Here is a 20612-nt window from a genome sequence, read left to right on the forward strand (position 1 = left end):
AAGTTGCCATGCCCTGGTACAAAACCGGGACGGTTTCTGTCGTCCAAAATTCCAACGCCGTAATTGGCACAGGTACCGCTTTCATCGCCAATAGCCGAGTTGGCGATGCCTTTCGCGGCCCCGATGGCGGTTGGTACGAAGTGACCAACATCGCGAGCGATACCGCGCTCTCGATTTCGCCTAACTATCAGGGCGCAACCAACAACGCCGGTATTTACGCTTTGGCGCCGATGCAAGGCTACGTCAAGGATTCGGCGGATGCTCTACGGGCGCTGGTCAACGTGTACGGTGAGAAGCTCGCAGCGTTGGGCACCACTGGCAATTACGAAGTTCTGCCGCCGGACAAGGGAGGCACGGGGATCACGGATCTTTCCGTTTTCATTCAAGGACTTCTCAATGACGTCGATGCGCCGACGGCACGCGCAACGCTGGTCGCAGCAAAATCAGGCGTTAACGCCGATATCACAGAGCTGTCTGCGCTGACGAAGCCGATCACCTCGCAGCAGGGAGGGGTTGCGGAAAGCTACATTGAAGGTTTGTTGCCGGTCTGGTATTCCGCAAACTCCATTGGGATAGATACGGGCGCTGCATATGTTCCAGGCGCAAGTAAGGCTCTCAAAATATCGTCGCCAATAGTGAAAACTGGTCTAGCCCCCGCTACGAATACTTGGTACTACATATATCTCTTCGATAACTTTGGCACGCCCGATATTAATTTTTCAAATACACCGCCTGCCGCGCCTTATTTGGGGGCAGCAAGAACGAAAACCGGTGACAGCTCAATGCGCTTTATCGCCGCGCTCAGAGTTGGGCCCACAGGGTTCAGGCCTTTCCTGTGCTCAAACGGTGCGGTTATCTACACCGAGGACGCGTCATCCACCCTGGCCTTATCAGGCGGTACCGCCACATCTTCTACATCCGTGAACTGCTCTTCATTCATTCCTCCGACAACGCAAAGATGCATTTTGATGCTTTATGCCGCCCCGAGCGGCGGGACCCTGATTGTAGGGTATGCAAATACAATTGAAATACTTTCGTGCCCTGCCGGGAATCGTTATCAGGCTGACACTTTGTGCAGCTCAGTCCAAACGATCAACTACAGGAATAACGCTGCTGTCACGGGCGGCAGTTCTATCGGCGTGCGCGGTTACGGACTGAAGCGATAAATTATGTCTTATGCGATTACCGATAATGGGTGGAGGGCCATCGGCGAAGGCTGGGAACTGGCCGAAAACGAAACTTGTGCGGAAGAGATCCCGCAGTGGCTGCTCGACACAGCAGACCGTCAGCGGGCTGAGATGACCGCCAGGTCTGATCTCAACGCCAGAATATCCGATGTGAACAATGTTATTCAGCCTTTGCAGGATGATTATGACATCCAAAAGATCACTGATACCGATCTTGCAAAGTTGCGGGTGTTGAAAAAGTACCGAAGCGCATTAGGCAAAACCCCCGAACGCGAAGGTTGGCCGGGCACCCCGGATTGGCCTGAGTCTACGCTTTGATTTCCAAAGGCTGCTCCAGGAGAGGTTTTCTCTTTCGGAAAATCCGATTTAATAGCTTTGTCCAAGGCTGATCTATTATGTATGTGAAGCCAATCGACAAAACGGTCGTTGAGACGGCATAAGAAATAAAAGTTAACGAAAGCGACTCTGTAGCTGCGTAAACAGATGACGCTACGCTGTTGATGGTTATAAAGTGCATCAGATATAAGCCGAAAGAAAACTCGCCCAGCTTTACGAAAAAGCTATTTGAAAATGCGTCCTTGATTTTTTCGTTTATACTGGCTGCAGCTATAAGTAATGTAGCGCCCAGCGGGTATAGTAGGTCGCTCGCAAATTCTGATATTCCGGCTGGAAGAGCTAGCGCTGACATAGATAGTGATATTGTAATTACTGAGATTGCTATTAAACAGGATGCCTTCGGCTGTTTTATTTTTAATGCCAGAGCTAAGGCTGCGCCAAGCATGAACTCAAAGTAGTGAGTTCCGTAACATACTGCGGTTACGCCGGTTACTAATACAATCTTCAGAAAGTTGTTTAAGTTTTTGGACGCTATAGCTAAGGCAATTATGCCAATAACTGCAAACAGCTCGTAGGAAATCGTCCAAAGATTGGAGTTGTACGTGCGCGCCGGATCAAACGCAATGAAGTCTAGCCAAAGAGATTCAATTATAGCTAGGCTTAAATCTGGCTCAAATTTATACCAACGAGCTAACCAATCAGACCCGCTTAGCAGTGCTGCCTGCTGATTAGTAAAAAGATTCAACTTGTGAATGGCGTATGCTGTTAGGCACACGAATAGAATCGGTATGCTGAGACGGAGAAAGCGCTTAGCGGCAGCCTCTGCGCCCTTCATGACATTTGATGAGTGGAACTTGTTGAAAAATAGATAGCCGCTGAGTACAAAGAATAGTGCGACCGCAAAGTGGCCATTCCATAAAGTGCTAAAAAGTGTCCGGTTTATGGGGTGGCTGCCAGATATTAAAGAATTGTCAAAAGCTCGGGAAAAGTGAAACAGAGCAACGGCCAAAGCGGCCACACCTCTTATGCCATCAAGATGAATTGTTCGATCATTGCTAGCGGAATGGATAGCGTTCATGTGGATCATCAAATTTAGTTTTTGGAGTACAGCTGCAATGCCGCCGCATTCTACCTTCAGCCCGCCATCGAGCGGGCTTCTTTTTGCACGGAGAAAAGTGATGACTGCAACCGATAAAGACCGCGACATTCTTGCCCGCACCTTGTGGGGCGAGGCCCGCGGCGAAGGTACGGCCGGACAGATCGCCGTGGCTTGGACGATCCGCAACCGCGTGTTTGATGGCAAGACCAATTCGTGGTGGGGCGAGGGCTACGCCGGGGTCTGCCAAAAGCCGTATCAGTTCAGTTGCTGGAACAAGACTGACCCAAACTATCAATTCCTGATCGGCGTGAAGCAGATCCCATTCCGCGAGTTGGCACAATGCCGGATCGCTTCTGACCAGGTGATCGACGGCAAGGTGCCGGATCCCACCGGCGGTGCCACCCACTACTACGCCACCAGCATCAAGGCGCCGGCCTGGGCGGCGAAGGCCAAGCAGACGCTCAAGTTGGGCGGGCACGTGTTCTTCCGGGATGTGCCGTGATGGTCGTGACGTGGAAAGCGGTGGGCGCGCTGGCACTGGTGCTGATCGCCGCCGGCAGCGCCTGGCAGTTTCAGGATTGGCGCTACGGCCGCCAACTGGCTGAGCAGGCGCGGCTGCACGCCGAAACCCTCAATCAACTGACCCAAGCCGCCGCCACCGCGCAACAAGCCGAGCAGGACAAGCGGCTGGCGCTCGAGCAGCGGCTGGCGGCCAGCGAGCAAACCCACTTCGAGAAAATGACCGATGCTCAAAAAAACCAGGATCGCCTGCGCGATCGCCTTGCCACTTCTGATTTGCGGTTGTCAGTCCTTCTCGACGCAACCGACGCTGCCAAAGGCTGTGGGGTGCCAACCACCTCCGGCGCCGGCGGCGTGGATCATGCAGCCGTACGAGCCAGACTTGACCCGGCGCATGCTCAACGAATTATCGCCATCACCGACACCGGCGACCGGGGGCTGATTGCCCTGCAGGCGTGTCAGGCGTATGTGAAGGCGGTCAGCTCTTCAGCTCACGCAACTCCCTGAGCAGTCGCTGGTTTTCATGGAAGAGGTGGTCTCTCTGGTGCGCCACGTCCGCAAACCTGCCCCTTTCGCTCAGTAAGTCCCCCTCGGCGTACTGAAGCTTTGCCCTAAGGCAATTTCTCTCCTGGGTGAGCGCGTCATTGTCACGAACCAAGCCCTCAATATTTTCAATCGCCCGATCGAGCTTGAGGGTGAGCGCTTCAAATTCGTTTTCGTACATCCTGAGCTGGTGCCGGCAGGTTTCGAGCGAAGTTGGGGTGCCGAGCCAATCGTCGGTGTCTTCTATATAGAGGGGGTCCACGGGAATGCCTTGCTCATTACTGGTTGCATATACAGTAATTGAGGTGCGGTAGGTGGGCGAGGGTGAAGCGACGAGCTGTAGGATTTTGGATTGGTAGCTGTCGGCAGAACGCCGTAGGAGGGCAAACCACTGTAGGAAAATACAGCGCTAAGTTGTTGATTCTTATAGGGGGTAATAGCGGTTTTTTACCTTGCTGTTTTTGGTGTATTTGTCTTTTACACCAGTAACTTACGTTGATTCCGAAGTCACCTTGACATGGTGGTTCTCTGCGATGAAAAGCCCCGCGCCGAGCGCGAGGCCAAGACTGCACTATTTGCCGAGTTTCTTTCGGACGTCGACAACCATCGGGCCAACGGCTTTAACAGCAGCCTTCAGTTGTTCCTCAGTCACGCCAAACTCATTGCACCAGTATTTTACCTCCCAGGCTTCAGACGTGTTTACGCGAGCCCGGTCTTGCGGTCCACGGTTGCGCAGATCATCACCCATTGCAATTTCCTTTTTGGCAGACCTGGATCAGTCCAGGCAACAGCAGCATAGACCAGCAAATGACGCTCGCCTTGATCTAGCTCAACTGCGCAAAACCTCCTCTGAAGCCCACGTGTTTCCGTTTGCATAAGCACAAAAAAACGGATGTTTTGCTACCCTTAAAACAATTATTTATCCTTAAAAAACAATAGCTTATGTTGATACAGTCCCCAGCATGGGGTGCTAGGGGTCGAGTGTTCGAATCACTCCGTCCCGACCATTATTCCTGAGTAAAATCAGACACTTAAGCCGATCATCTAGATCGGCTTTTTTGTGCCTGCGCAAAAAAAGGTCGCTGGATGAAAAGTTTGGATCACTTGATAGACAAGCGGGATCCGGCGCTGCCCATCATTGAAAAAATGCTGGGGGAAGCCGTACTCAACTATCAGTTACTCCCTCCCTCCACCGAAAATGGCAGAGTTCTTTCAGGTCTTCAGCTCACGACTAAATCGACGTTGGGTGCGATCGCCTTCGAAACGGGTGGGCTGTTGATTGATCACGGCTGGTTACGTGTGCTCGGCTCCGGGCATCCGCAATTACCGCGAAATCTTCTGGATTGGAATGGCGGCCGTGCTGATGCTTATATGTTGGTCGCCGACGATGCCGCTGGAGGGTTTTTTGCTCTCAATGGCGGTGGTTTGGGTGGAGAGGTTGGGGCGATGTATTACTGGGCGCCTGACACGTTGTTGTGGGAGCCATTGCACATTGCTTACACCGACTTTCTGGGTTGGACGTTGAGTGATCGGCTCGCGACCTTCTACGACGGTTTGCGCTGGAACGGCTGGATTCGCGACCTGCAGGCGCTGGAAGCGGATCAATGCTTTTCTTTTTTCCCGTTTCTCTGGACTCGGGAAGGCTCAGTCGAAAAGAGTCGCCGTACGGCGATTGATGTTAGCGAACAGTTCGAAATGAATGTCGAGTTGGCACGCAAGCTCGGCAAAGGTTCTGCGCAGCTGCTCTGATGTCGGGTTGATACTCTGCCTGCCGGGGCTGAAGATGCTCGCTCAAATACACGAATGGTGCAGGCCACATCTTTTCCGTCATTGGTTCATAAGAAAATGGATAAGTTATCTCGCTTGAACTCGCTTTTGATTCAGCACAATGCGGTCGTTTCGCTGAACATCGAAATTCAAGACTTCAAGTACAACCTGGCCTTGACGATGTCGTCGCTCGATGACGCAGCAGAAAGCGCCATCACCATAAATTTTCAGGATGTCAGTGCGCTTGATCTAAGTGGCTTTGGCGGCGGATTGACTCAATTCATGGAGCTCGTCGTTACCCGAATCGATCGTGGGCTCGACAGAATCAGATATGAATTAAGAGACGTAGAGGACGAAAAAATTTCCTTCTACTTCTTTACCTTCAGTGAGCCGAGCCATGCGCAGCAGTATTGCGGGGTTTGATAGACCGTACTGTCAGTGCGCTCGCCTCTGAAGCGCCACTAAATATTGGCGATCGGGTGCCGATACTCAGTCATCTAAATTCCGATCGAGCGAAGGCGCATGGACATCAGCAATACCAGCAGTGAATATCAAAAGCCGAAAAATCTTGCCGGGTTGGGCCGTCGCTGGGGTGGGCAGATCATCGATACGTTGATCACCTACTTTTTGATCCTCTTCGTAGGACGGCTGGCGGAGTTTATTGGTTTGCCGCCAAATGTGGTGGCTGTCCTGGCTCTTGGTACGGGTGTGGCGTATTACCTGTTTTCCGACGCAATGCCCAACGGGCAAAGCCTGGGTAAAAAGCTGCTGGGGATGTCGGTGATTGATGAGCGTAGCTACTTGAACTGCAATCTGTATCAATCGTTCATGCGCAATATCACAACGCCGTTTCTGAACATCCTCGACTGGATTTTCATTTTCTTTGGCTCGCGCAAACGCCTGGGCGACATGCTTGCGTCAACAATTGTGATTCGTGTCAGGTGAGTCAAGTGGGCGACGGCAGTCGCCCAAGTGTTAAGGTTTCGAATCTTGCTGAATATCCTCCGAGTCACTGGAGGTTGCGGCGTCCTTCTGCGTTTCTTGCGGTTCGGCGCCGGAGTTTGAGCCTGACGCTTCTTCGCCTTTTTTATTGGCTTTTTCCTCGTTGGACTCTGAGCTTTGCGCCTGATTTGTGCCGGAGGAGGCTGTCGGTGTTGCTGCCGAGCTGGTCTGCGTGAAGAGCGAGCCAGTCAACAGCAGGCTTGCAAGCGTCAGGGTTGCAATCGACTTGTTCATGATCTGAGTCTTCCGCGCGATGTGGGTAACTCTTTGGAGGCATGAACAGGCCTAAGGTGCTGGCCGTTGGACGAGCGGTAAAGTCACAGATACCCGGCCCAATGTGAAAGTAGAAGGATTTCTATCAAGCCGGCCACAAACATGACCGGCGACAGAGCGCCGCGAAAACACCGCGCTATATTTTGCGGCCTTGCAAGTCGGCCCATTCAATCCCGAAGCGGCTCAGGTATTTTCTCAAGCGATCTGCATCATTCGGCTGCGCCTTGGCCTGGCGCGATACGCCGAACAGTCTGCGTCCGGCATCCGACAGGCTGTCCGCTTGCCGACATACGTCAATTACCGCTTTCAATTGCAGTCGATCAAACAGGTCGAGGCTAGCGGCGTCTCCCGGGAGGTCATCCGGCATCCCGTCCGGTTGCGCCAGTCCCCACGCATAACGCAGTCGATCAATTTCTTCCTGCACTTGCGCCTCATCAATTCGTCCGCTGTCCGCCAGCGTGGCCATCCGGGTAATCGACGCTGACAGTTCGCGAAAGTTGCCCAGCCATGCCGCTTCGCGAGAGCTGGCGAAGGCGAGGTAGCGTCGGCGCGCTTCGAGGTTGAAGCGCACCAGTTGGCCGTGATCGCGAGCGTGACGTTCGAGCTCGAAATCGATGTTGGGCTCGATGTCTTCGCGGCGGCCGGCCAGGCCGGGCAAATCAAATGTCCAGAGGTTGATGCGCGCGTACAGATCCTCGCGGAACAGGCCTTCGGCGACGCGGCTGCGCAGATCGCGGTGAGTGCCGGCGATGATCAGGAAGTCGCTATCGACCTCCTTGTCGGAGCCAAGCGGAAAGAAGCGCTTTTCTTCGATAGCCTTGAGCAGCATCGCCTGTTCGTCCGCGCCCAGCTCACCGATTTCATCGAGAAACAACATGCCGCCGTCCGCTGCCCGTAGCAGGCCGTCGCGGGCGTTCTGCGCTCCGGTGAATGCGCCTTTGACGTGACCGAACAGAGCCGACATCGCACCGTCGCCCCGCAGGGTGGCGCAGTTGACCTCAACAAACCGGCCCTGCATTTGATGGCGGCTGCGTTTGAGTTCATAGATGCGTCGGGCGAGAAACGATTTGCCGGCGCCGGTCGGGCCGATCAGCAGCATGGGCGCCTTGGAGCGCACGGCCACGCGTTCAATCTGTTCGATGGAGCGGTTGAACGCCGCGTTACGGGTGGCGATGCCGGACTTCAAGAACTCCAGGCCCTCGAGGCGTTTGTTGGCGAAACGCGAGGCAATGCGGTCATAACGCGACAGGTCGAGGTCGATCAGCGCGTGAGTGCCGGTGGCTTGTTCATCTTCGCTTTTGCGCCGGGCGGGGGAGGTCTGGATCAGGCGCGCCGGCAGATAGCGTGCTTCGGTCAGCAGGAACCAGCAAATCTGCGCGACGTGGGTGCCGGTGGTGATGTGAACCAGATAGTCCTCGTGCTCGGTATCGAAGCTGTAGGCCGTCGTGAAGTCATGCAGTGCGCCGTAGACCTCTTCGAAATCCCACGGATTGCGCAGTGCCATGGGGTGCAGGTGTACCTCGGTTTCCGGCGAGACCTGCTGGATATCGGCGCGAACCCGTTCAGCGAGGCTGATGTCGCGCGCGTCGATACCGTGAATCAGTTCCAGACGATGGATCAGCACGTCCGGTTGCTGGCAAAGGCCAACGCTCGGTCGCCAGTGGCTCCAGCGATTGGCGCCCTTGCCAACGCGATCCAGCGTGGCGCCGATAAAACCGATGGCGACGGTACGTTTGTTGGGCATGGCTATCTCAAAAGATAAATGACGATATGAAATGATAGATTTCTCACACTGGGTTTGTCTTCGGTTCAGTTCAAAGAAACCGATAAAAAATAAAAAAACTATATAAATCAATAAGATAAAAATTAAATTTTGCGCCTCTCAAAAACTGGCACAGGCGCTGCAATTCCTATCGCAACGAACAGGACAACACAGTGAGACGCCACGATGGTCAACTTCAAACTCTTCAACACGCAATCGAAACAGCTGCCAGCCTGCGACACTTTGAATGCCTCCGGTGCCTCGGCATATGCCCACACGCCGAAGCATCAACTGGCCCAGCTGGCGGTCACCGGTTGCCTGAACCAGACGTTTTACGCCAGTGCAGAGAGTCAACTGGATCAAGTATTGAAGCTGGTGGCTGAACTCGACAGCCGTTTCGTGGCGAAGGCTGCTGTCTACGCTCGCCATAAGGGCCACATGAAAGACATGCCGGCGTTGTTGCTCGCGGCGTTGACGGCGAACCGTTCGGCGTTGGTACCTGAGGTGTTTGAACAAGTGATCGACAGCGGCAAGATGTTGCGCAACTACGTGCAGATCCTGCGCAGTGGCGCCACCGGGCGCAAATCCCTTGGTTCGCAACCCAAACGTCTGGTGCAGAACTGGCTGAACGGCGCGACCGAACGTCAACTGCTACAAGCGTCGATTGGCAACCAGCCATCGCTGGCGGACGTGGTGAAGATGGTTCACCCGAAACCAGCTGAGGCCTGGCGCGAAGCATTCTTCGCTTGGTTGATCGGTAAACCGGTGGATGTGCAGGCATTGCCTGAGTTGACCCGCGATCTGCTGGCATTTCGCAGCGGTGCGAGTCGCGAAGTCCCCGCGGTACCGTTTCAACTGCTCGGCAACGAAATTCTGAGCAAAGAGCAATGGGCGGCGCAGGCCTGCAACATGGGCTGGCAGGGGTTGCGCATCAACCTCAACACCCTGGCGCGGCATGGCGCGTTCGAGGTTCCGGGTTGCGTCGATTACGTGGCCGCGCGACTTGCAGATCCGCAAGAAGTGGCAAAGGCGCGGGTTTATCCATACCAGTTGCTGGCGGCCTATCGGATGGTTGGCGATAACGTACCGCTGCAGATCCGCGAGGCGTTGCAGGATGCACTTGAGTTGTCGTTGGCCAACGTGCCGAAGCTGGAAGGCGCGGTGGTGGTTTGCCCGGACGTATCGGGTTCAATGGGCAGCCCGGCGACCGGTTATCGTCAGGGGGCAACCACCGCAGTGCGTTGCATTGATGTGGCGGCACTGGTCGCGGCAGCGGTGTTGCGCAAACAGCCGGCGGCGCGGGTGATGCCGTTCGAAGTGACGGTGGTGGATATCAAGCTCAACCCACGGGACAGCGTGATCAGCAATGCGGAGAAACTGGCCGCGGCCTTTGGCGGCGGCACCAACTGCTCGGCGCCATTGAAGAAACTGGCGGACAGCAAGGCCAGGGTCGATACGTTGATTCTGGTATCGGACAACGAGTCCTGGATCGACACGCGGCGCCGTGGTGCCAGTGAGACCATGCTCCAGTGGGAGCGCATCAAGCGGATCAACCCGCAGGCACGGCTGGTGTGCATCGATATCCAGCCGGGTTATGCAACGCAGGCAGCCGACCGCGACGACATTCTGAATGTCGGCGGTTTCAGCGATGCGGTGTTCGATGTGGTCGAGCAGTTCACCAGCGGTCGTTACGGTGCCCAGCACTGGGTCGAAGCGATCGAGAAGATGCAATGAATTGATTTGTCACAGGCGCTGAATGCCGGTGGGACTACATCCAAGACGTCTCATCAAACCCTTGTCAGCGTGTGTGACGGCACGAATGCCTGATGGCTGTACATCTGAGGCCGGTTAACCCCGGTGCGCGGCGACGCGCAACAGTCATCAACTTTTGTCGTGCCACCTTATTGAAAAAGAAGGCAGCGAATGCAACAGGTACTCCATCGGAACGCGGGTTCGAATCCCGCCCCGGCAACGGGGGCTCGACTGGCAGAGCCACAGTGTCTGTTTTTTTGTCGCTGCACATGACGGAACAACGCCGAATCATCGGCCAACGAATAAAGAATAGAGAAATGAAAGCACACACTTACCAACTGCTCGAAGTCGCCAACGGCAAGCCGATCAAACTCTGGACTGAAGGCGTCCCGGTGGAAAACGAGGCCCGCGAGCAGCTGATGAACACGGCAAAGATGCCATTCATCTTCAAGCATCTGGCGGTGATGCCGGATGTGCATCTGGGCAAGGGCTCGACTATTGGCAGCGTGATTCCGACGGTGGGCGCGATCATCCCTGCGGCCGTCGGCGTGGACATCGGTTGCGGCATGATCGCCGCACGCACGTCGCTGACCGCAGCCGACTTGCCGGACAACCTGCAAGGTCTGCGCAGCGCCATCGAGCAAGCGGTGCCCCATGGCCGCAGTTCGAACCGTTCTCGGCGCGACAAGGGCGCGTGGGACGAGATTCCGCAGCAAGCCGATCAGGCCTGGGCGGGGCTTCAGCCACGTTTCAAACTGATCACCGACAAGTACCCGAAACTGACCAACACCAACAACCGTGGGCATCTGGGCACGCTCGGCAGCGGCAACCACTTCATCGAAGTGTGCCTGGATGAAGCCAACCGGGTCTGGTTCATGTTGCACAGTGGTTCTCGCGGTGTCGGCAACGCCATTGGCAACCTGTTCATTCAGATGGCTCAGGCGGATATGCGGCAACACATCGCCAACTTGCCGGATCGTGACCTGGCGTACTTCGAAGAAGGCAGCCAGCACTTCGATGATTACGTGGAAGCGGTGAGCTGGGCGCAGGACTTCGCCAGACAGAACCGCGAATTGATGATGCGCGCGGTGATTCAGGCCACGCGCCAGATCATTCGCAAGCCGTTCGAGGTGGCGCTGGAAGCGGTCAACTGCCACCACAACTACGTGCAGAAAGAGCGGCATTTCGGCGAAGAAATCCTGGTCACCCGCAAAGGCGCGGTGTCGGCGAAGAAAGGTGAACTCGGGATCATTCCGGGTTCGATGGGCGCCAAGAGTTTCATTGTGCGCGGCCTGGGCAACGAAGAGTCGTTCAGCTCCTGCAGCCACGGCGCCGGCCGCACCATGAGCCGAACGAAGGCAAAGAATACGTTCACCGTCGAAGACCAGATCCGCGCCACGGCGCATGTCGAGTGCCGCAAGGACGAAGCGGTGATCGACGAAATTCCGATGGCCTACAAGGACATCGACAAAGTCATGCACGCCCAGCGCGAGTTGGTGGAAGTGCTGCACACCCTGCGGCAAGTGGTGTGCGTCAAAGGATAAAAGGATCAGCAGTCATGGAATTTGCAGAACGCCACCCGCTGTGCGCCACGATGCGTGCGCGGGTACTGGAAGAGTTGGCGCGTATAGAGCGCGAGCGCAATGTCACGGTGTTGTACGCCTGTGAGTCCGGCAGTCGGGCCTGGGGCTTTGCCTCGACCGACAGCGACTACGACGTACGGTTCGTGTACGTGGAAAAACCGCAGTGGTTCGTTCAGGTCGACACGCCGCGCGCTGTGATCGAGCGGCCATTGGACGACGAGCTGGACGTCAGCGGCTGGGAACTGCGCAAGACCCTCGGGTTATTGCGCAAGTCCAATCCGACGTTGCTGGAGTGGCTCGACTCGCCATTGGTGTACCGCAGCGAAAGCGCGCAGGTTGCGCAACTGCGGGAACTGGCCGAAGCGTTCTACAGCCCGCCGGCAGCCCGCAACCACTATCTGTCGATGGCGAAAAACAACTTTCGCCAGTACCTGCAAGGCGACAGCGTACGGTTCAAGAAGTACTTCTACGTGCTGCGGCCGTTGCTGGCGGTGCGCTGGATCGATCAGGGGCGCGGGCGTCCACCGATGACCTTCGCCGACCTGCTGACCACGGTCGACGACCGGGCACTGCTGGCTGAAGTCGACGAGCTGCTGGCACTTAAACGCAATGCCGACGAGCGCGCCTACGGCCCGCGTCGTCCGGCGCTGCACAGGTTCATCAATGCCGAACTCGAACGCGATGTGCCCACATTACTCAGAACTCAGGAAGACTCGCGACGACTGGATGACTACCTCAGGGACATCGTCAGGTTGTATGCGTAAGGATTGAAATGGAACCGCAAGTGATTGAACTGGACGGCGCGATTGGCGGCGGTCAGGTGTTACGCAGCGCGCTGAGCCTGTCGATGGTGACGGGCCAGGCGTTTCGCATTAAACAGATTCGTGCCCGCCGCAGTCGGCCGGGATTGTTACGCCAGCATTTGACGGCAGTGATGGCGGCCGCCGAAGTCTGCGGCGCACGGATCGCGGGAGCGGAACTGGGCTCGCAGGCGCTGTTTTTCGAGCCGGGAGCGATTCGTTCGGGTGATTACCGGTTTGCGATCGGCACGGCCGGTAGTTGCACGTTGGTGTTGCAGACATTGCTGCCGGCACTGTTGCAGGCGCCGGGCACAAGTCGCGTACGGATCAGCGGCGGTACGCATAATCCGTTGGCGCCGCCTGTCGATTTCCTTACGCGCAGCTGGTTGCCGTTGATGCGGCGCATGGGTGCCGGCATTGAGCTGGATCTGCTGCGTCACGGCTTTGTCCCGGCCGGTGGCGGTGAGATCGACGTCACGGTGCAGCCGTCGCAACTGACGCCGCTGGACCTGTGTGAGCGTGGGGCGCTGCTGTCGCAGCAAGCCTTGGCGCTGACGGCCGGTCTCGCACCGAGCGTCGCCGAGCGTGAACTGAATCAGGTGGCGAAACGCATGCGCTGGGCAGCGGAAACTTTGCATCCGATCACGCTCGACCCGGCGCGTGGCCCCGGTAACGTGCTGTTACTGGAGTACGTGTTCGAGCAGGTCACCGAAGTCTTCAGTGCCTTTGGCCAGGTGTTGTTACGGGCGGAGAAGGTCGCTGATAGCGCAATCAATCAGGCGACAGACTGGTTACGCAGTGACGCTGCGGTGGCGGAACACCTCGCCGACCAGTTGCTGCTGCCGATGGCGCTGGCCGGTGGCGGATCATTCACTACCCCAAGAATGACCGAGCATCTGCACAGCAACATCGCGGTGATCGAGCGCTTCTTGCCGGTCACTATCGAATGCTCGGAAGCGGGCCCCGAGCGTCTGCGGGTTGAGGTCCGCAACGGTCGCTGACCGCGTCGCAAGCCCGGATCAATCTCGCGAATGCGGCAATTTGCTGGCCCCCAGGCTTGGGCTTCCCCGGCAAAATCGCCTTTTTTCAAAAGGTTAGGTTGGCTATATGCGGACGATTGTCATAACCGTTGCAACGCTTTCCCTGGCTGCCTTCGCTTCGGCCATTGAAGCGAGGGAGTTGAGCAAGAGTCACCGGTTCGCCTGTACCTGGGGCTCGGACATCGCCGCCGGGGCGCAGCAGTCGAAGCTGTCGGGGATCTCGTTGTACGGCGCGCGCAAGCAGTTGCAGGTGCGCAAGTTCCAGCAACCTTGGATGCGCATGACGGCAATGGGGATTACCGAGCAGACCTACAACAGCACCTCGAAGCTCAAGCCGGCAGCGGTCAAGCAGACCTATTATGAACAATGCGTGCGGCATGAGCTGGCCCAGCGATAAATCGAAAAGCCCAACCTGAAGAGGTTGGGCTTTTTCATGCCTGACGAAAAGTCAGCGTCACTTGTCAGTCTCGCAATTGAAATCCTCACGGCAGTTGCCGTTGAAGATCAGGCAGGGATTGATTCGCATGGCGGGGGTTCCTGGCAGTAGGCGCGGAGAGAGGCGATTTTCGCCAGGTTCCGCGAAGGGCGGCTAAAACATAGCAGAGCTTTGGACGCTGCAAAGGCCAGAGTTTTTCCAGGTGTTTTTCTCATGAAAAAGCGCAGTTTCAGCACGGATCAAACCTGCGGAGTACCATGGCACGCTCCATCCGCCGTCGAGCTCTGTGTTCCATGCCTTTGATTTCCCGCTTCCACGCTTTGTTCGATCAGGCCCGGCGCGCCTTGCTACTGGTTTGGGCGACATCTCGCGGTTTGTTTCTGGGTCTGGTGCTGGCCACTCTGATTGCCGGTGTGCTGCCGGCGCTGGCCGCATGGCTGGGCCAGCGGATCGTCGATGCGGTGGTGGCGGCGATGCAGTTGCATGCGCAGCAGGGCGCTGCACCGCTGTGGCCGGTGTTGCGTTATGTGCTGATGGAGGCGGGGGTGTTGGCGTTGTTGTCCGGTACGCAACGGGCGCTCTCGGTGCAGCAGTCGTTGTTGCGGGTGCAGTTGGGGCAGAAGGTCAACACGCTGATTCTGGAAAAGGCGCAGACCCTGTCGCTGGTGCAGTTCGAGAACTCCGAGTTCTACGACAAGCTGGTGCGCGTGCGCCGCGAAGCCTCGACCCGGCCGCTGGCGTTGGTGATGAAGTCGCTGGGGTTGATCCAGAACCTGATCATGCTGATCAGCTTCGGTGTGCTGCTGGTGCATTTTTCGCCGTGGGCGCTGTTGTTGCTGGTGATTGGCGCGTTGCCAGTGTTCTTTGCCGAGGCGCACTTCTCCGGCGACGCTTTCCGCTTGTTCACCCGCCGCGCTCCGGAGAGTCGGCAGCAAAATTACATCGAAACCTTGCTGTCCCATGAGGCCTACATCAAAGAGGTCAAGCTGTTCGGCTTTGCGCCGTTGCTGCTGCAGCGTTATCGGGACACCTTCGCCAAGCTCTACGCCGAGGATCGGCGCCTGACATTGCGGCGTGATGGCTGGGGTTTCGGTCTCGGCCTGCTCGGTACAGGGGCGTTCTATCTGGCTTATGCCTGGGTGGTGATCGATGCGGTGCACGGCAATATCAGTCTCGGTCAGATGACCATGTACCTGGTGTTGTTCAAGCAGGGGCAGAGTGCGGTCAGCAGCAGCCTGAGTGCGATCAGCGGTTTGTATGAGGACGGTCTGTACCTGTCGAGCCTGTATGAGTATCTGGCCGAACCGGTGTTGGCTGATTGCGGTCATCTCACCGTCGGCGCGCATCCGGGTGATGGCCTGCGTTTTGAGAACGTCGGTTTCCGCTATCCGGGGGCCAGCCGTGCCGCACTGGAAGGCATCGACCTGCACCTGGTGCCGGGCAAGAGTGTGGCGCTGGTGGGGGAGAACGGCTCAGGCAAAACCACGCTGATCAAATTGCTGACGCGCCTTTATCGGCCCGATCAGGGGCGGATTCTGCTTGATGGCAGCGATTTGCAGGATTGGGAAGAGAACACATTGCGGCGGCGTATCGGCGTGATTTTTCAGGACTACATTCGCTACCAGTTCACCGTGGGCGAAAACATCGGCGTGGGGGATACCTCGGCGTTCAACGATGAATCGCGCTGGCAGGCTGCGGCTACCGAAGGCATGGCCGCGCCGTTCATTGAAGGGCTCGACCGTGGCTATGCCACGCAGTTGGGCCGCTGGTTTGCTGGCGGTCAGGAGTTATCGGGCGGGCAATGGCAGAAGATTGCCTTGTCCCGGGCCTACATGCGCCGCGATGCCGATATCCTGATTCTCGACGAACCGACCTCGGCGCTGGATCCGGCAGCGGAAGCGGCAGTGTTCGAGCATTTCAGCCAACACACCGAAGAGCGCATGACCTTGTTGATTTCCCATCGCTTTTCCAGTGTGCGCAATGCCGATCAGATCATGGTGCTGGAGGGCGGACGGATACTGGAGAAGGGCGATCACAACAGCCTGATCGCTGCAAACGGGCACTACGCCAAGCTGTTCGATCTGCAGGCTCGCGGCTATCGCTAGGAATCCTGCGCGCTGCGCACCAATGCTGGGCCGGCCACGCGCGGCGCGGGTTTGGACTGCATCAGCGCATCGATCGCCTTGCGATAATTCTGCCCGCCCAGCGCCATGCTGTTGTTGTGGGTGGCACCCGGCACCAGAAGCAATCGTTTCGGTTGTTGGGCGGCGTTGAACAGTTGCTCGCTGAAGCGTGGCGGCACGAACGCGTCGGCCATGCCGTGCACCACCAGCAGCGGCATGTGAATCTCGGCGATCTTGTCGATGGAGTCGAATTTCTGCGACAGCAGCCAGCGTACCGGCAGCGAAGTGTTGGCCACCGCCGCCGCCACATCGGCGAGAGAGGTGAAAGTCGACTCGATCACCAGGCCTTTGACCGGCAGCGGGGTATGGTCCCGCGCGGCGTCCTGGCCGAGTTCGGCGGCCAGATCAATAGCCACGGCGCCACCCAGTGAGTGGCCGTAGATCAGGCGCTTGCTCGGGTCGGGCTGCAGGAGTTTGAAGCGCTCCCACGCCACACGGGCGTCTTCATACACGCTGCTTTCCGAAGGCAGATCGCCCTTGCTCTGGCCGAAACCACGGTAGTCGATGGCCAGTACCGAGTAGCCGGCCGCGCGCAATTGCTCGATGCGGAACAGCTGTCCGGTGAGGTTCCAGCGCACGCCATGCAGATAGAGAATCGCCGGAGCGTTCGGTCGTTCCGCAGGCCACCACCAGGCATGAATATTCTGCCCGGCCTTGAAGCTCTTGGGCTGCAAGTCGAGTTCCTGCACGCTGCCCGGCAAGCCGTGATACCAGCCGGCCGTGCCCGGTTCGATGCGAAACAGCAGTTTGCGCTCGGTGTGCTCGAGCACCGCACAACTCGTCGGCACGCCAATGATCAGCGCAGCCATGCAGGCGAACGCCAGACGGCGACGACGCAAACGGGTCATGAAGGACAGGAACATTAAACGGTTCACCACAGCGCAGACAAAGAAGGCTTTTTACCAGAAGGCTCGGTCTGCGCGTGACTTTTTCGACCACCGTCTACTCGCAACGATTACAAAATGCTGCGGCTCAGCCCACGCGCAGAACGATTTTGCCGATGTGGTCGCCACCTTCCATGCGCGCATGCGCCTGGGCCGCATCGTTCAGCGAATAAACCTTGTCGATGATCGGCAGGCAGCGTCCGGCGGCCAGCGCCGGCCACACGTGTTCGCGCAGTTGCTCGGCAATTTCGGCCTTTTCCTCAGCGGTTCGCGCACGCAGCAATGAGCCAGTGATCACCGCACGCTTGGCCATGATCGCCAGCAGGTCGATGTCGTTGGCCTTGCCGCCACCGAGAAAGCCCAGCATCACCAGCCGGCCATCCATCGCCAGCGCGCTGACATTACCGTTGAGGTACGAAGCGCCCATGATGTCGAGAATCGCGTTAACGCCTTGGCCAGCAGTTTTTTCGGCGATGACCGTGGCGAAATCCTGCTCGCGATAATTGATCGGCTGCCCACCCAGTTTGCTGATCGCTGCGCATTTATCGGCGCTGCCGGCGGTGGCAAAGGCTTCGATGCCGAATTCGCGGCACAGCATCAGTGCGGTGGTGCCGATGCCGCTGGTGCCGCCGTGGATCAGCACGCGCTGACCACGCTGGGCGTCGCCGAGGCCGAACAGGTTGGCCCACACGGTAAAGAAGGTTTCCGGGATAGCGGCGGCCTGCACCCAATCCAGTCCGACGGGGATCGGCAGGGTTTGCCCGGCCGGGACGTTGCAGTATTCGGCGTAACCGCCACCGTTGGTCAGCGCGCAGACCTTGTCTCCGACGGCAAACTGACTGACACCGGCACCCAGCGCCACTACTTCGCCGGCCACTTCCAGACCGGGGATCGGATTCATCCCCGGCTTCATCGGGTATTTGCCGGCGCGTTGCAGGGCGTCGGGGCGGTTGATCCCGGCGGCATGCACGCGAATCAGCACTTCGCCGGCTGCAGCGACGGGCAGGGGCACGTGTTTGGCCTGCAAGACTTCGGGGCCACCGGGTTGAGTGATTTCGATACGGGTCATTTCGCTGGGCAAAGTCATGTCGATTCCTGTTGCTTGAGGTTCTGAAGATGGGAGCGCAGCCCGCAGGCAATGATTCCCTTCAATTTTCACAGACGCGTGGTTCAGTCGCTGAGGGCAGCCATTTCAGGGCGTGCTCCAACAAAATCGCCACGACAATCGCCCCGGCGGCGATCACGAAAAGCATTGCGTGCTGACCGCCCGTGGCATTGAACAGCGCCGAATAGGCAAAACCGGCCAGCGCCTGAAACGTGGCAAACGATACGGTGGCGCGGCTCCAGGCGATTTGCTGGCGATGGTGATCCGGTACCAGTTCATGCACGCGGGCCAAGGCCAGCGGGACGATGCCCGGCGGGAATGAACCGATGATCACTGCCAGTACGGCCAACGCCATGAAAGAGTGGGAAACCGCCAGCAGTCCCAGCGCAATCGCCTGCACCACCAATACCAGCCGAATGCCCATCCGCGCGCCAAGCCGATCCGCGAGAAAGCCGTAACTTACCGGGCCGACAATTGCGCCCAGGCCATACATCACCCAAATCAGTGCACCAATCTGCGCCCCGGCACCGAGCCCGCGAGCCACGTAATCCACCAGAAACACCATGGCCGGCACCAGACCTGCGGCCATGAATGCGTATTGGCCGAACAGCAAATAGACGGCGGAGGGGGTTGGCTCAACCGTCGCGCCTGCGTGAGTGGCGGTCGGGTGCGGTAGATCAGCAGGCCAGCCAAACCAGCTTATTGCGGTCAGCAACAACGACAATCCGCCCAGTCCCAACCAGGTGGCGTGCAGGCCCATATTCAACAAGGGCGGGACGATGGTTCCGGAGGCGGCGATGCCCAGGCCGATACCGAGAAAAATCGCACCGCTGGCCAGTCCTTTGCGGGATGCCGGCACGTGGGGCAGAACAGTCGCCGCCACCAGCACCATAATTGCGCCGCCGGTAATCCCCGACAACAACCGCCAGCCAAAGAACCAGATCACCGACAATGGAAATGCACAGGCAAAAAACGCTGCGGTGACCAGCAGCATCATCAGTCGCAGGGCGTTTTTATTGCCCAGTTGCCGCGCTATCGGCCGGCCGAGCAGGGCGCCGATCAGATAGCCGACCAGATTGGCTGCGCCGAGGTAGACCACGTCGTTGGCAGAAAACCACTGCGCCTGAATCAGCGAGGGAATAAGCGGTGTGTAGGCAAAACGCGCCAGCCCAATGCCGACCAGGCTGGCGCAGAGTCCTGAGAAAATCGGTAACGCTGAGGTGGATGTACGCATGACAGCATTCCTGAGGAAGGTCTATGGCGCTCAGGATATCGGCTATCTTTGCTGCGGTAATGCAGCGATTTGGCTTTATAGTGATGCAAATTCGCATCGGTTGGGGGGCAGCATGAACTGGGATGATGCGCGGGTATTTCTCGCGGTATGCAGGGAGTCGACATTACGAGGCGCAGCGCGGGTTCTGGGGGTGGATCAAGCGACCGTCGGACGACGGATCACGGCGCTGGAAAAGTCCCTGAGCGCGACCTTGTTCCTGCGCACCTCCGACGGCTACGCATTGACCGCGGTCGGCGAGGCCGCGCTCAAAAGCGTGGAAAAAATGGAGCATTCGGCGCTGGAACTTGAGCGGCAGATTCAGGGCCTGGATGATCGTCTGACCGGCACCGTACGCGTCAGCACCACCGACTCGCTGGCCATCGACTTCCTGATCCCGGCCATTAGCCGCCTGCACGCGCAGCACCCGGACGTGCGTGTGCAACTGGACGCCTCCACTCAGATCCTTAGCCTGGCCAAGCGCGAGGCCGACATCGCTGTGCGCAATACCCGGCCTGACAATCCCGATCTGATCGCGCGGCGGATTGCTCGCTGGCCCGTGGGATTGTTCGCTTCACAGGCGTATATCGACGCCCATGGCATCCCGCCGCAGGGTACGGCGTTAGAAGGCCATGATCTGGTGGTCTACCAACCGTATTTGCAGACGCACAAGGACATGACGCTGGTTTGCGAGCCGCTGCATCGCGGACGGATTGTCGCCAGCCTGAGTTCAAGTCTGTTGGTACGCCGCTCGATTGCGGCCGGCCTGGGCGTAGGAGAAATTCCGGTATACATGGGCGAGCGCGATGGCCTGATCAGGCTTTGGCCGGAGCGCAATCGCCCGCAACCGTATGAGGTCTGGCTGGTGACCCACGCGGACTTGCGCCACACCGCACGGGTCAGGGCGGTGATTGAGCAGATTGTCGAGGCGTTTGCACTGGAGAATGAGTGACGGCTCAAAGCGTTTTGGACAAGCTACAGCGTCTGACGAAACGCCCTACATCCACAGCAGAATCTGCCGGCTTGTGGGCTTGGAGCGCCAGTCCTAAGGTTGATGCAACTCGCAGCGCC

Annotated in this window: 22 protein-coding genes; 14 read left to right on the plus strand and 8 right to left on the minus strand. The window is 57.9% G+C overall.

Features of this window, described 5'->3' with window-relative positions; genetic code table 11:
- Positions 1-8: 8 nt before the first annotated feature.
- Positions 9-1166, plus strand: a complete 1158-nt coding sequence (locus H043_RS30635; RefSeq protein ID WP_049827827.1) for a hypothetical protein — start codon at positions 9-11, stop codon at positions 1164-1166.
- Between the two features lie 3 nt (positions 1167-1169).
- Positions 1170-1505 (plus strand): tail fiber assembly protein, encoded by a 336-nt coding sequence (locus H043_RS0109040; protein ID WP_027611562.1) that lies wholly within the window; start codon positions 1170-1172, stop codon positions 1503-1505.
- Here H043_RS0109040 and H043_RS0109045 read toward each other — a convergent pair.
- Positions 1495-2730 carry an acyltransferase gene (locus tag H043_RS0109045; RefSeq protein ID WP_081730200.1) on the minus strand — a complete coding sequence of 412 codons (1236 nt, stop codon included), beginning with the start codon at positions 2728-2730 and terminating at the stop codon, positions 1495-1497. The genes H043_RS0109040 and H043_RS0109045 overlap by 11 nt on opposite strands.
- On the opposite strand from H043_RS0109045, the gene H043_RS0109050 reads away from it, so the two are divergent.
- Complete coding sequence (locus tag H043_RS0109050) at positions 2702-3124, plus strand: cell wall hydrolase (RefSeq protein ID WP_027611564.1); 423 nt, start codon at positions 2702-2704, stop codon at positions 3122-3124. The two genes, H043_RS0109045 and H043_RS0109050, sit on opposite strands and share 29 nt — an antisense overlap.
- Entirely contained in the window at positions 3124-3648 is a 525-nt protein-coding gene (locus H043_RS28980) for a lysis system i-spanin subunit Rz (protein ID WP_049827828.1), read from the plus strand. The genes H043_RS0109050 and H043_RS28980 overlap by 1 nt, the downstream gene beginning before the upstream one ends.
- On the opposite strand, the gene H043_RS0109060 is transcribed toward H043_RS28980, so the two are convergent.
- Positions 3620-3946: a hypothetical protein gene (locus H043_RS0109060; RefSeq protein ID WP_027611566.1), complete on the minus strand. Its 327-nt coding sequence runs from the start codon at positions 3944-3946 to the stop codon at positions 3620-3622. The two genes, H043_RS28980 and H043_RS0109060, sit on opposite strands and share 29 nt — an antisense overlap.
- A 309-nt stretch (positions 3947-4255) precedes the next feature.
- Positions 4256-4432 carry a DUF3606 domain-containing protein gene (locus tag H043_RS29665; protein ID WP_081730194.1) on the minus strand — a complete coding sequence of 59 codons (177 nt, stop codon included), beginning with the start codon at positions 4430-4432 and terminating at the stop codon, positions 4256-4258.
- A gap of 338 nt (positions 4433-4770) precedes the next feature.
- Here H043_RS29665 and H043_RS0109070 point away from each other — a divergent pair, with 338 nt between their 5' ends.
- The 3 genes from H043_RS0109070 to H043_RS0109080 all read left to right on the plus strand — a co-directional run bounded on the left by H043_RS0109070 (position 4771) and on the right by H043_RS0109080 (position 6396).
- Complete coding sequence (locus H043_RS0109070) at positions 4771-5433, plus strand: DUF2625 family protein (RefSeq protein WP_027611567.1); 663 nt, start codon at positions 4771-4773, stop codon at positions 5431-5433.
- Between the two features lie 96 nt (positions 5434-5529).
- Positions 5530-5874, plus strand: a complete 345-nt coding sequence (locus H043_RS0109075; RefSeq protein WP_027611568.1) for a hypothetical protein — start codon at positions 5530-5532, stop codon at positions 5872-5874.
- 99 nt (positions 5875-5973) lie between these two features.
- Entirely contained in the window at positions 5974-6396 is a 423-nt protein-coding gene (locus tag H043_RS0109080; protein WP_027611569.1) for an RDD family protein, read from the plus strand.
- Between the two features lie 30 nt (positions 6397-6426).
- Here the strand turns inward: H043_RS0109080 and H043_RS0109085 are convergent, their stop codons facing one another.
- The gene (locus tag H043_RS0109085; protein ID WP_027611570.1) at positions 6427-6687 is read right to left on the minus strand and encodes a hypothetical protein; all 261 of its coding nucleotides are present in this window, start codon (positions 6685-6687) and stop codon (positions 6427-6429) included.
- A gap of 175 nt (positions 6688-6862) precedes the next feature.
- Entirely contained in the window at positions 6863-8470 is a 1608-nt protein-coding gene (gene rtcR, locus H043_RS0109090; protein WP_027611571.1) for an RNA repair transcriptional activator RtcR, read from the minus strand.
- Positions 8471-8674: 204 nt separating this feature from the next.
- Here rtcR and H043_RS0109095 point away from each other — a divergent pair, with 204 nt between their 5' ends.
- The 6 genes from H043_RS0109095 to H043_RS0109120 all read left to right on the plus strand — a co-directional run bounded on the left by H043_RS0109095 (position 8675) and on the right by H043_RS0109120 (position 16204).
- Complete coding sequence (locus H043_RS0109095; RefSeq protein ID WP_027611572.1) at positions 8675-10222, plus strand: TROVE domain-containing protein; 1548 nt, start codon at positions 8675-8677, stop codon at positions 10220-10222.
- A gap of 335 nt (positions 10223-10557) precedes the next feature.
- Positions 10558-11784 carry an RtcB family protein gene (locus tag H043_RS0109100; protein WP_027611573.1) on the plus strand — a complete coding sequence of 409 codons (1227 nt, stop codon included), beginning with the start codon at positions 10558-10560 and terminating at the stop codon, positions 11782-11784.
- 14 nt (positions 11785-11798) lie between these two features.
- A complete protein-coding gene (locus tag H043_RS0109105; protein WP_027611574.1) occupies positions 11799-12587 on the plus strand; it encodes a nucleotidyltransferase domain-containing protein in 789 nt (262 codons plus the stop codon).
- Between the two features lie 8 nt (positions 12588-12595).
- Positions 12596-13624, plus strand: a complete 1029-nt coding sequence (rtcA, locus tag H043_RS0109110; protein WP_027611575.1) for an RNA 3'-terminal phosphate cyclase — start codon at positions 12596-12598, stop codon at positions 13622-13624.
- Positions 13625-13730: 106 nt separating this feature from the next.
- Entirely contained in the window at positions 13731-14060 is a 330-nt protein-coding gene (locus tag H043_RS0109115; protein ID WP_007961262.1) for a hypothetical protein, read from the plus strand.
- Positions 14061-14392: 332 nt separating this feature from the next.
- Positions 14393-16204: an ABC transporter ATP-binding protein gene (locus tag H043_RS0109120; RefSeq protein WP_027611576.1), complete on the plus strand. Its 1812-nt coding sequence runs from the start codon at positions 14393-14395 to the stop codon at positions 16202-16204.
- Here the strand turns inward: H043_RS0109120 and H043_RS0109125 are convergent.
- The 3 genes from H043_RS0109125 to H043_RS0109135 form a co-directional block, all read right to left on the minus strand.
- A complete protein-coding gene (locus H043_RS0109125) occupies positions 16201-17145 on the minus strand; it encodes an alpha/beta hydrolase (RefSeq protein WP_027611577.1) in 945 nt (314 codons plus the stop codon). The two genes, H043_RS0109120 and H043_RS0109125, sit on opposite strands and share 4 nt — an antisense overlap.
- Positions 17146-17254: 109 nt before the next feature.
- On the minus strand, positions 17255-18253 hold the full coding sequence (locus H043_RS0109130) for an NAD(P)H-quinone oxidoreductase (RefSeq protein ID WP_027611578.1): 999 nt from the start codon (positions 18251-18253) through the stop codon (positions 17255-17257).
- Between the two features lie 61 nt (positions 18254-18314).
- The gene (locus H043_RS0109135; RefSeq protein ID WP_027611579.1) at positions 18315-19505 is read right to left on the minus strand and encodes a YbfB/YjiJ family MFS transporter; all 1191 of its coding nucleotides are present in this window, start codon (positions 19503-19505) and stop codon (positions 18315-18317) included.
- Between the two features lie 112 nt (positions 19506-19617).
- Between H043_RS0109135 and H043_RS0109145 the strand changes: the two genes are divergently transcribed.
- The gene (locus H043_RS0109145) at positions 19618-20493 is read left to right on the plus strand and encodes a LysR family transcriptional regulator (RefSeq protein WP_027611580.1); all 876 of its coding nucleotides are present in this window, start codon (positions 19618-19620) and stop codon (positions 20491-20493) included.
- Positions 20494-20612 lie beyond the last annotated feature (119 nt).

The sequence above is a fragment of the Pseudomonas sp. URIL14HWK12:I6 genome, from assembly GCF_000514195.1.
Lineage (GTDB): Bacteria > Pseudomonadota > Gammaproteobacteria > Pseudomonadales > Pseudomonadaceae > Aquipseudomonas > Aquipseudomonas putida_A.

Excerpts from the sequence above, each read along its gene's own strand:
- H043_RS0109135 (WP_027611579.1), bottom strand. The coding sequence starts at position 19,505 with ATGCGTACATCCACCTCAGCGTTACCGATTTTCTCAGGACTCTGCGCC.
- H043_RS0109115 (WP_007961262.1), top strand. The coding sequence starts at position 13,731 with ATGCGGACGATTGTCATAACCGTTGCAACGCTTTCCCTGGCTGCCTTC.
- H043_RS0109085 (WP_027611570.1), bottom strand. The coding sequence starts at position 6,687 with ATGAACAAGTCGATTGCAACCCTGACGCTTGCAAGCCTGCTGTTGACT.
- H043_RS0109120 (WP_027611576.1), top strand. The coding sequence starts at position 14,393 with ATGCCTTTGATTTCCCGCTTCCACGCTTTGTTCGATCAGGCCCGGCGC.
- H043_RS0109125 (WP_027611577.1), bottom strand. The coding sequence starts at position 17,145 with ATGTTCCTGTCCTTCATGACCCGTTTGCGTCGTCGCCGTCTGGCGTTC.
- H043_RS0109045 (WP_081730200.1), bottom strand. The coding sequence starts at position 2,730 with ATGTCGCGGTCTTTATCGGTTGCAGTCATCACTTTTCTCCGTGCAAAA.
- H043_RS0109130 (WP_027611578.1), bottom strand. The coding sequence starts at position 18,253 with ATGACTTTGCCCAGCGAAATGACCCGTATCGAAATCACTCAACCCGGT.
- H043_RS0109050 (WP_027611564.1), top strand. The coding sequence starts at position 2,702 with ATGACTGCAACCGATAAAGACCGCGACATTCTTGCCCGCACCTTGTGG.
- H043_RS0109040 (WP_027611562.1), top strand. The coding sequence starts at position 1,170 with ATGTCTTATGCGATTACCGATAATGGGTGGAGGGCCATCGGCGAAGGC.
- H043_RS0109075 (WP_027611568.1), top strand. The coding sequence starts at position 5,530 with ATGGATAAGTTATCTCGCTTGAACTCGCTTTTGATTCAGCACAATGCG.
- H043_RS0109095 (WP_027611572.1), top strand. The coding sequence starts at position 8,675 with ATGGTCAACTTCAAACTCTTCAACACGCAATCGAAACAGCTGCCAGCC.
- H043_RS30635 (WP_049827827.1), top strand. The coding sequence starts at position 9 with ATGCCCTGGTACAAAACCGGGACGGTTTCTGTCGTCCAAAATTCCAAC.
- H043_RS0109070 (WP_027611567.1), top strand. The coding sequence starts at position 4,771 with ATGAAAAGTTTGGATCACTTGATAGACAAGCGGGATCCGGCGCTGCCC.
- H043_RS0109105 (WP_027611574.1), top strand. The coding sequence starts at position 11,799 with ATGGAATTTGCAGAACGCCACCCGCTGTGCGCCACGATGCGTGCGCGG.
- H043_RS0109100 (WP_027611573.1), top strand. The coding sequence starts at position 10,558 with ATGAAAGCACACACTTACCAACTGCTCGAAGTCGCCAACGGCAAGCCG.
- H043_RS28980 (WP_049827828.1), top strand. The coding sequence starts at position 3,124 with ATGGTCGTGACGTGGAAAGCGGTGGGCGCGCTGGCACTGGTGCTGATC.
- H043_RS0109080 (WP_027611569.1), top strand. The coding sequence starts at position 5,974 with ATGGACATCAGCAATACCAGCAGTGAATATCAAAAGCCGAAAAATCTT.
- rtcA (WP_027611575.1), top strand. The coding sequence starts at position 12,596 with ATGGAACCGCAAGTGATTGAACTGGACGGCGCGATTGGCGGCGGTCAG.
- H043_RS29665 (WP_081730194.1), bottom strand. The coding sequence starts at position 4,432 with ATGGGTGATGATCTGCGCAACCGTGGACCGCAAGACCGGGCTCGCGTA.
- rtcR (WP_027611571.1), bottom strand. The coding sequence starts at position 8,470 with ATGCCCAACAAACGTACCGTCGCCATCGGTTTTATCGGCGCCACGCTG.
- H043_RS0109145 (WP_027611580.1), top strand. The coding sequence starts at position 19,618 with ATGAACTGGGATGATGCGCGGGTATTTCTCGCGGTATGCAGGGAGTCG.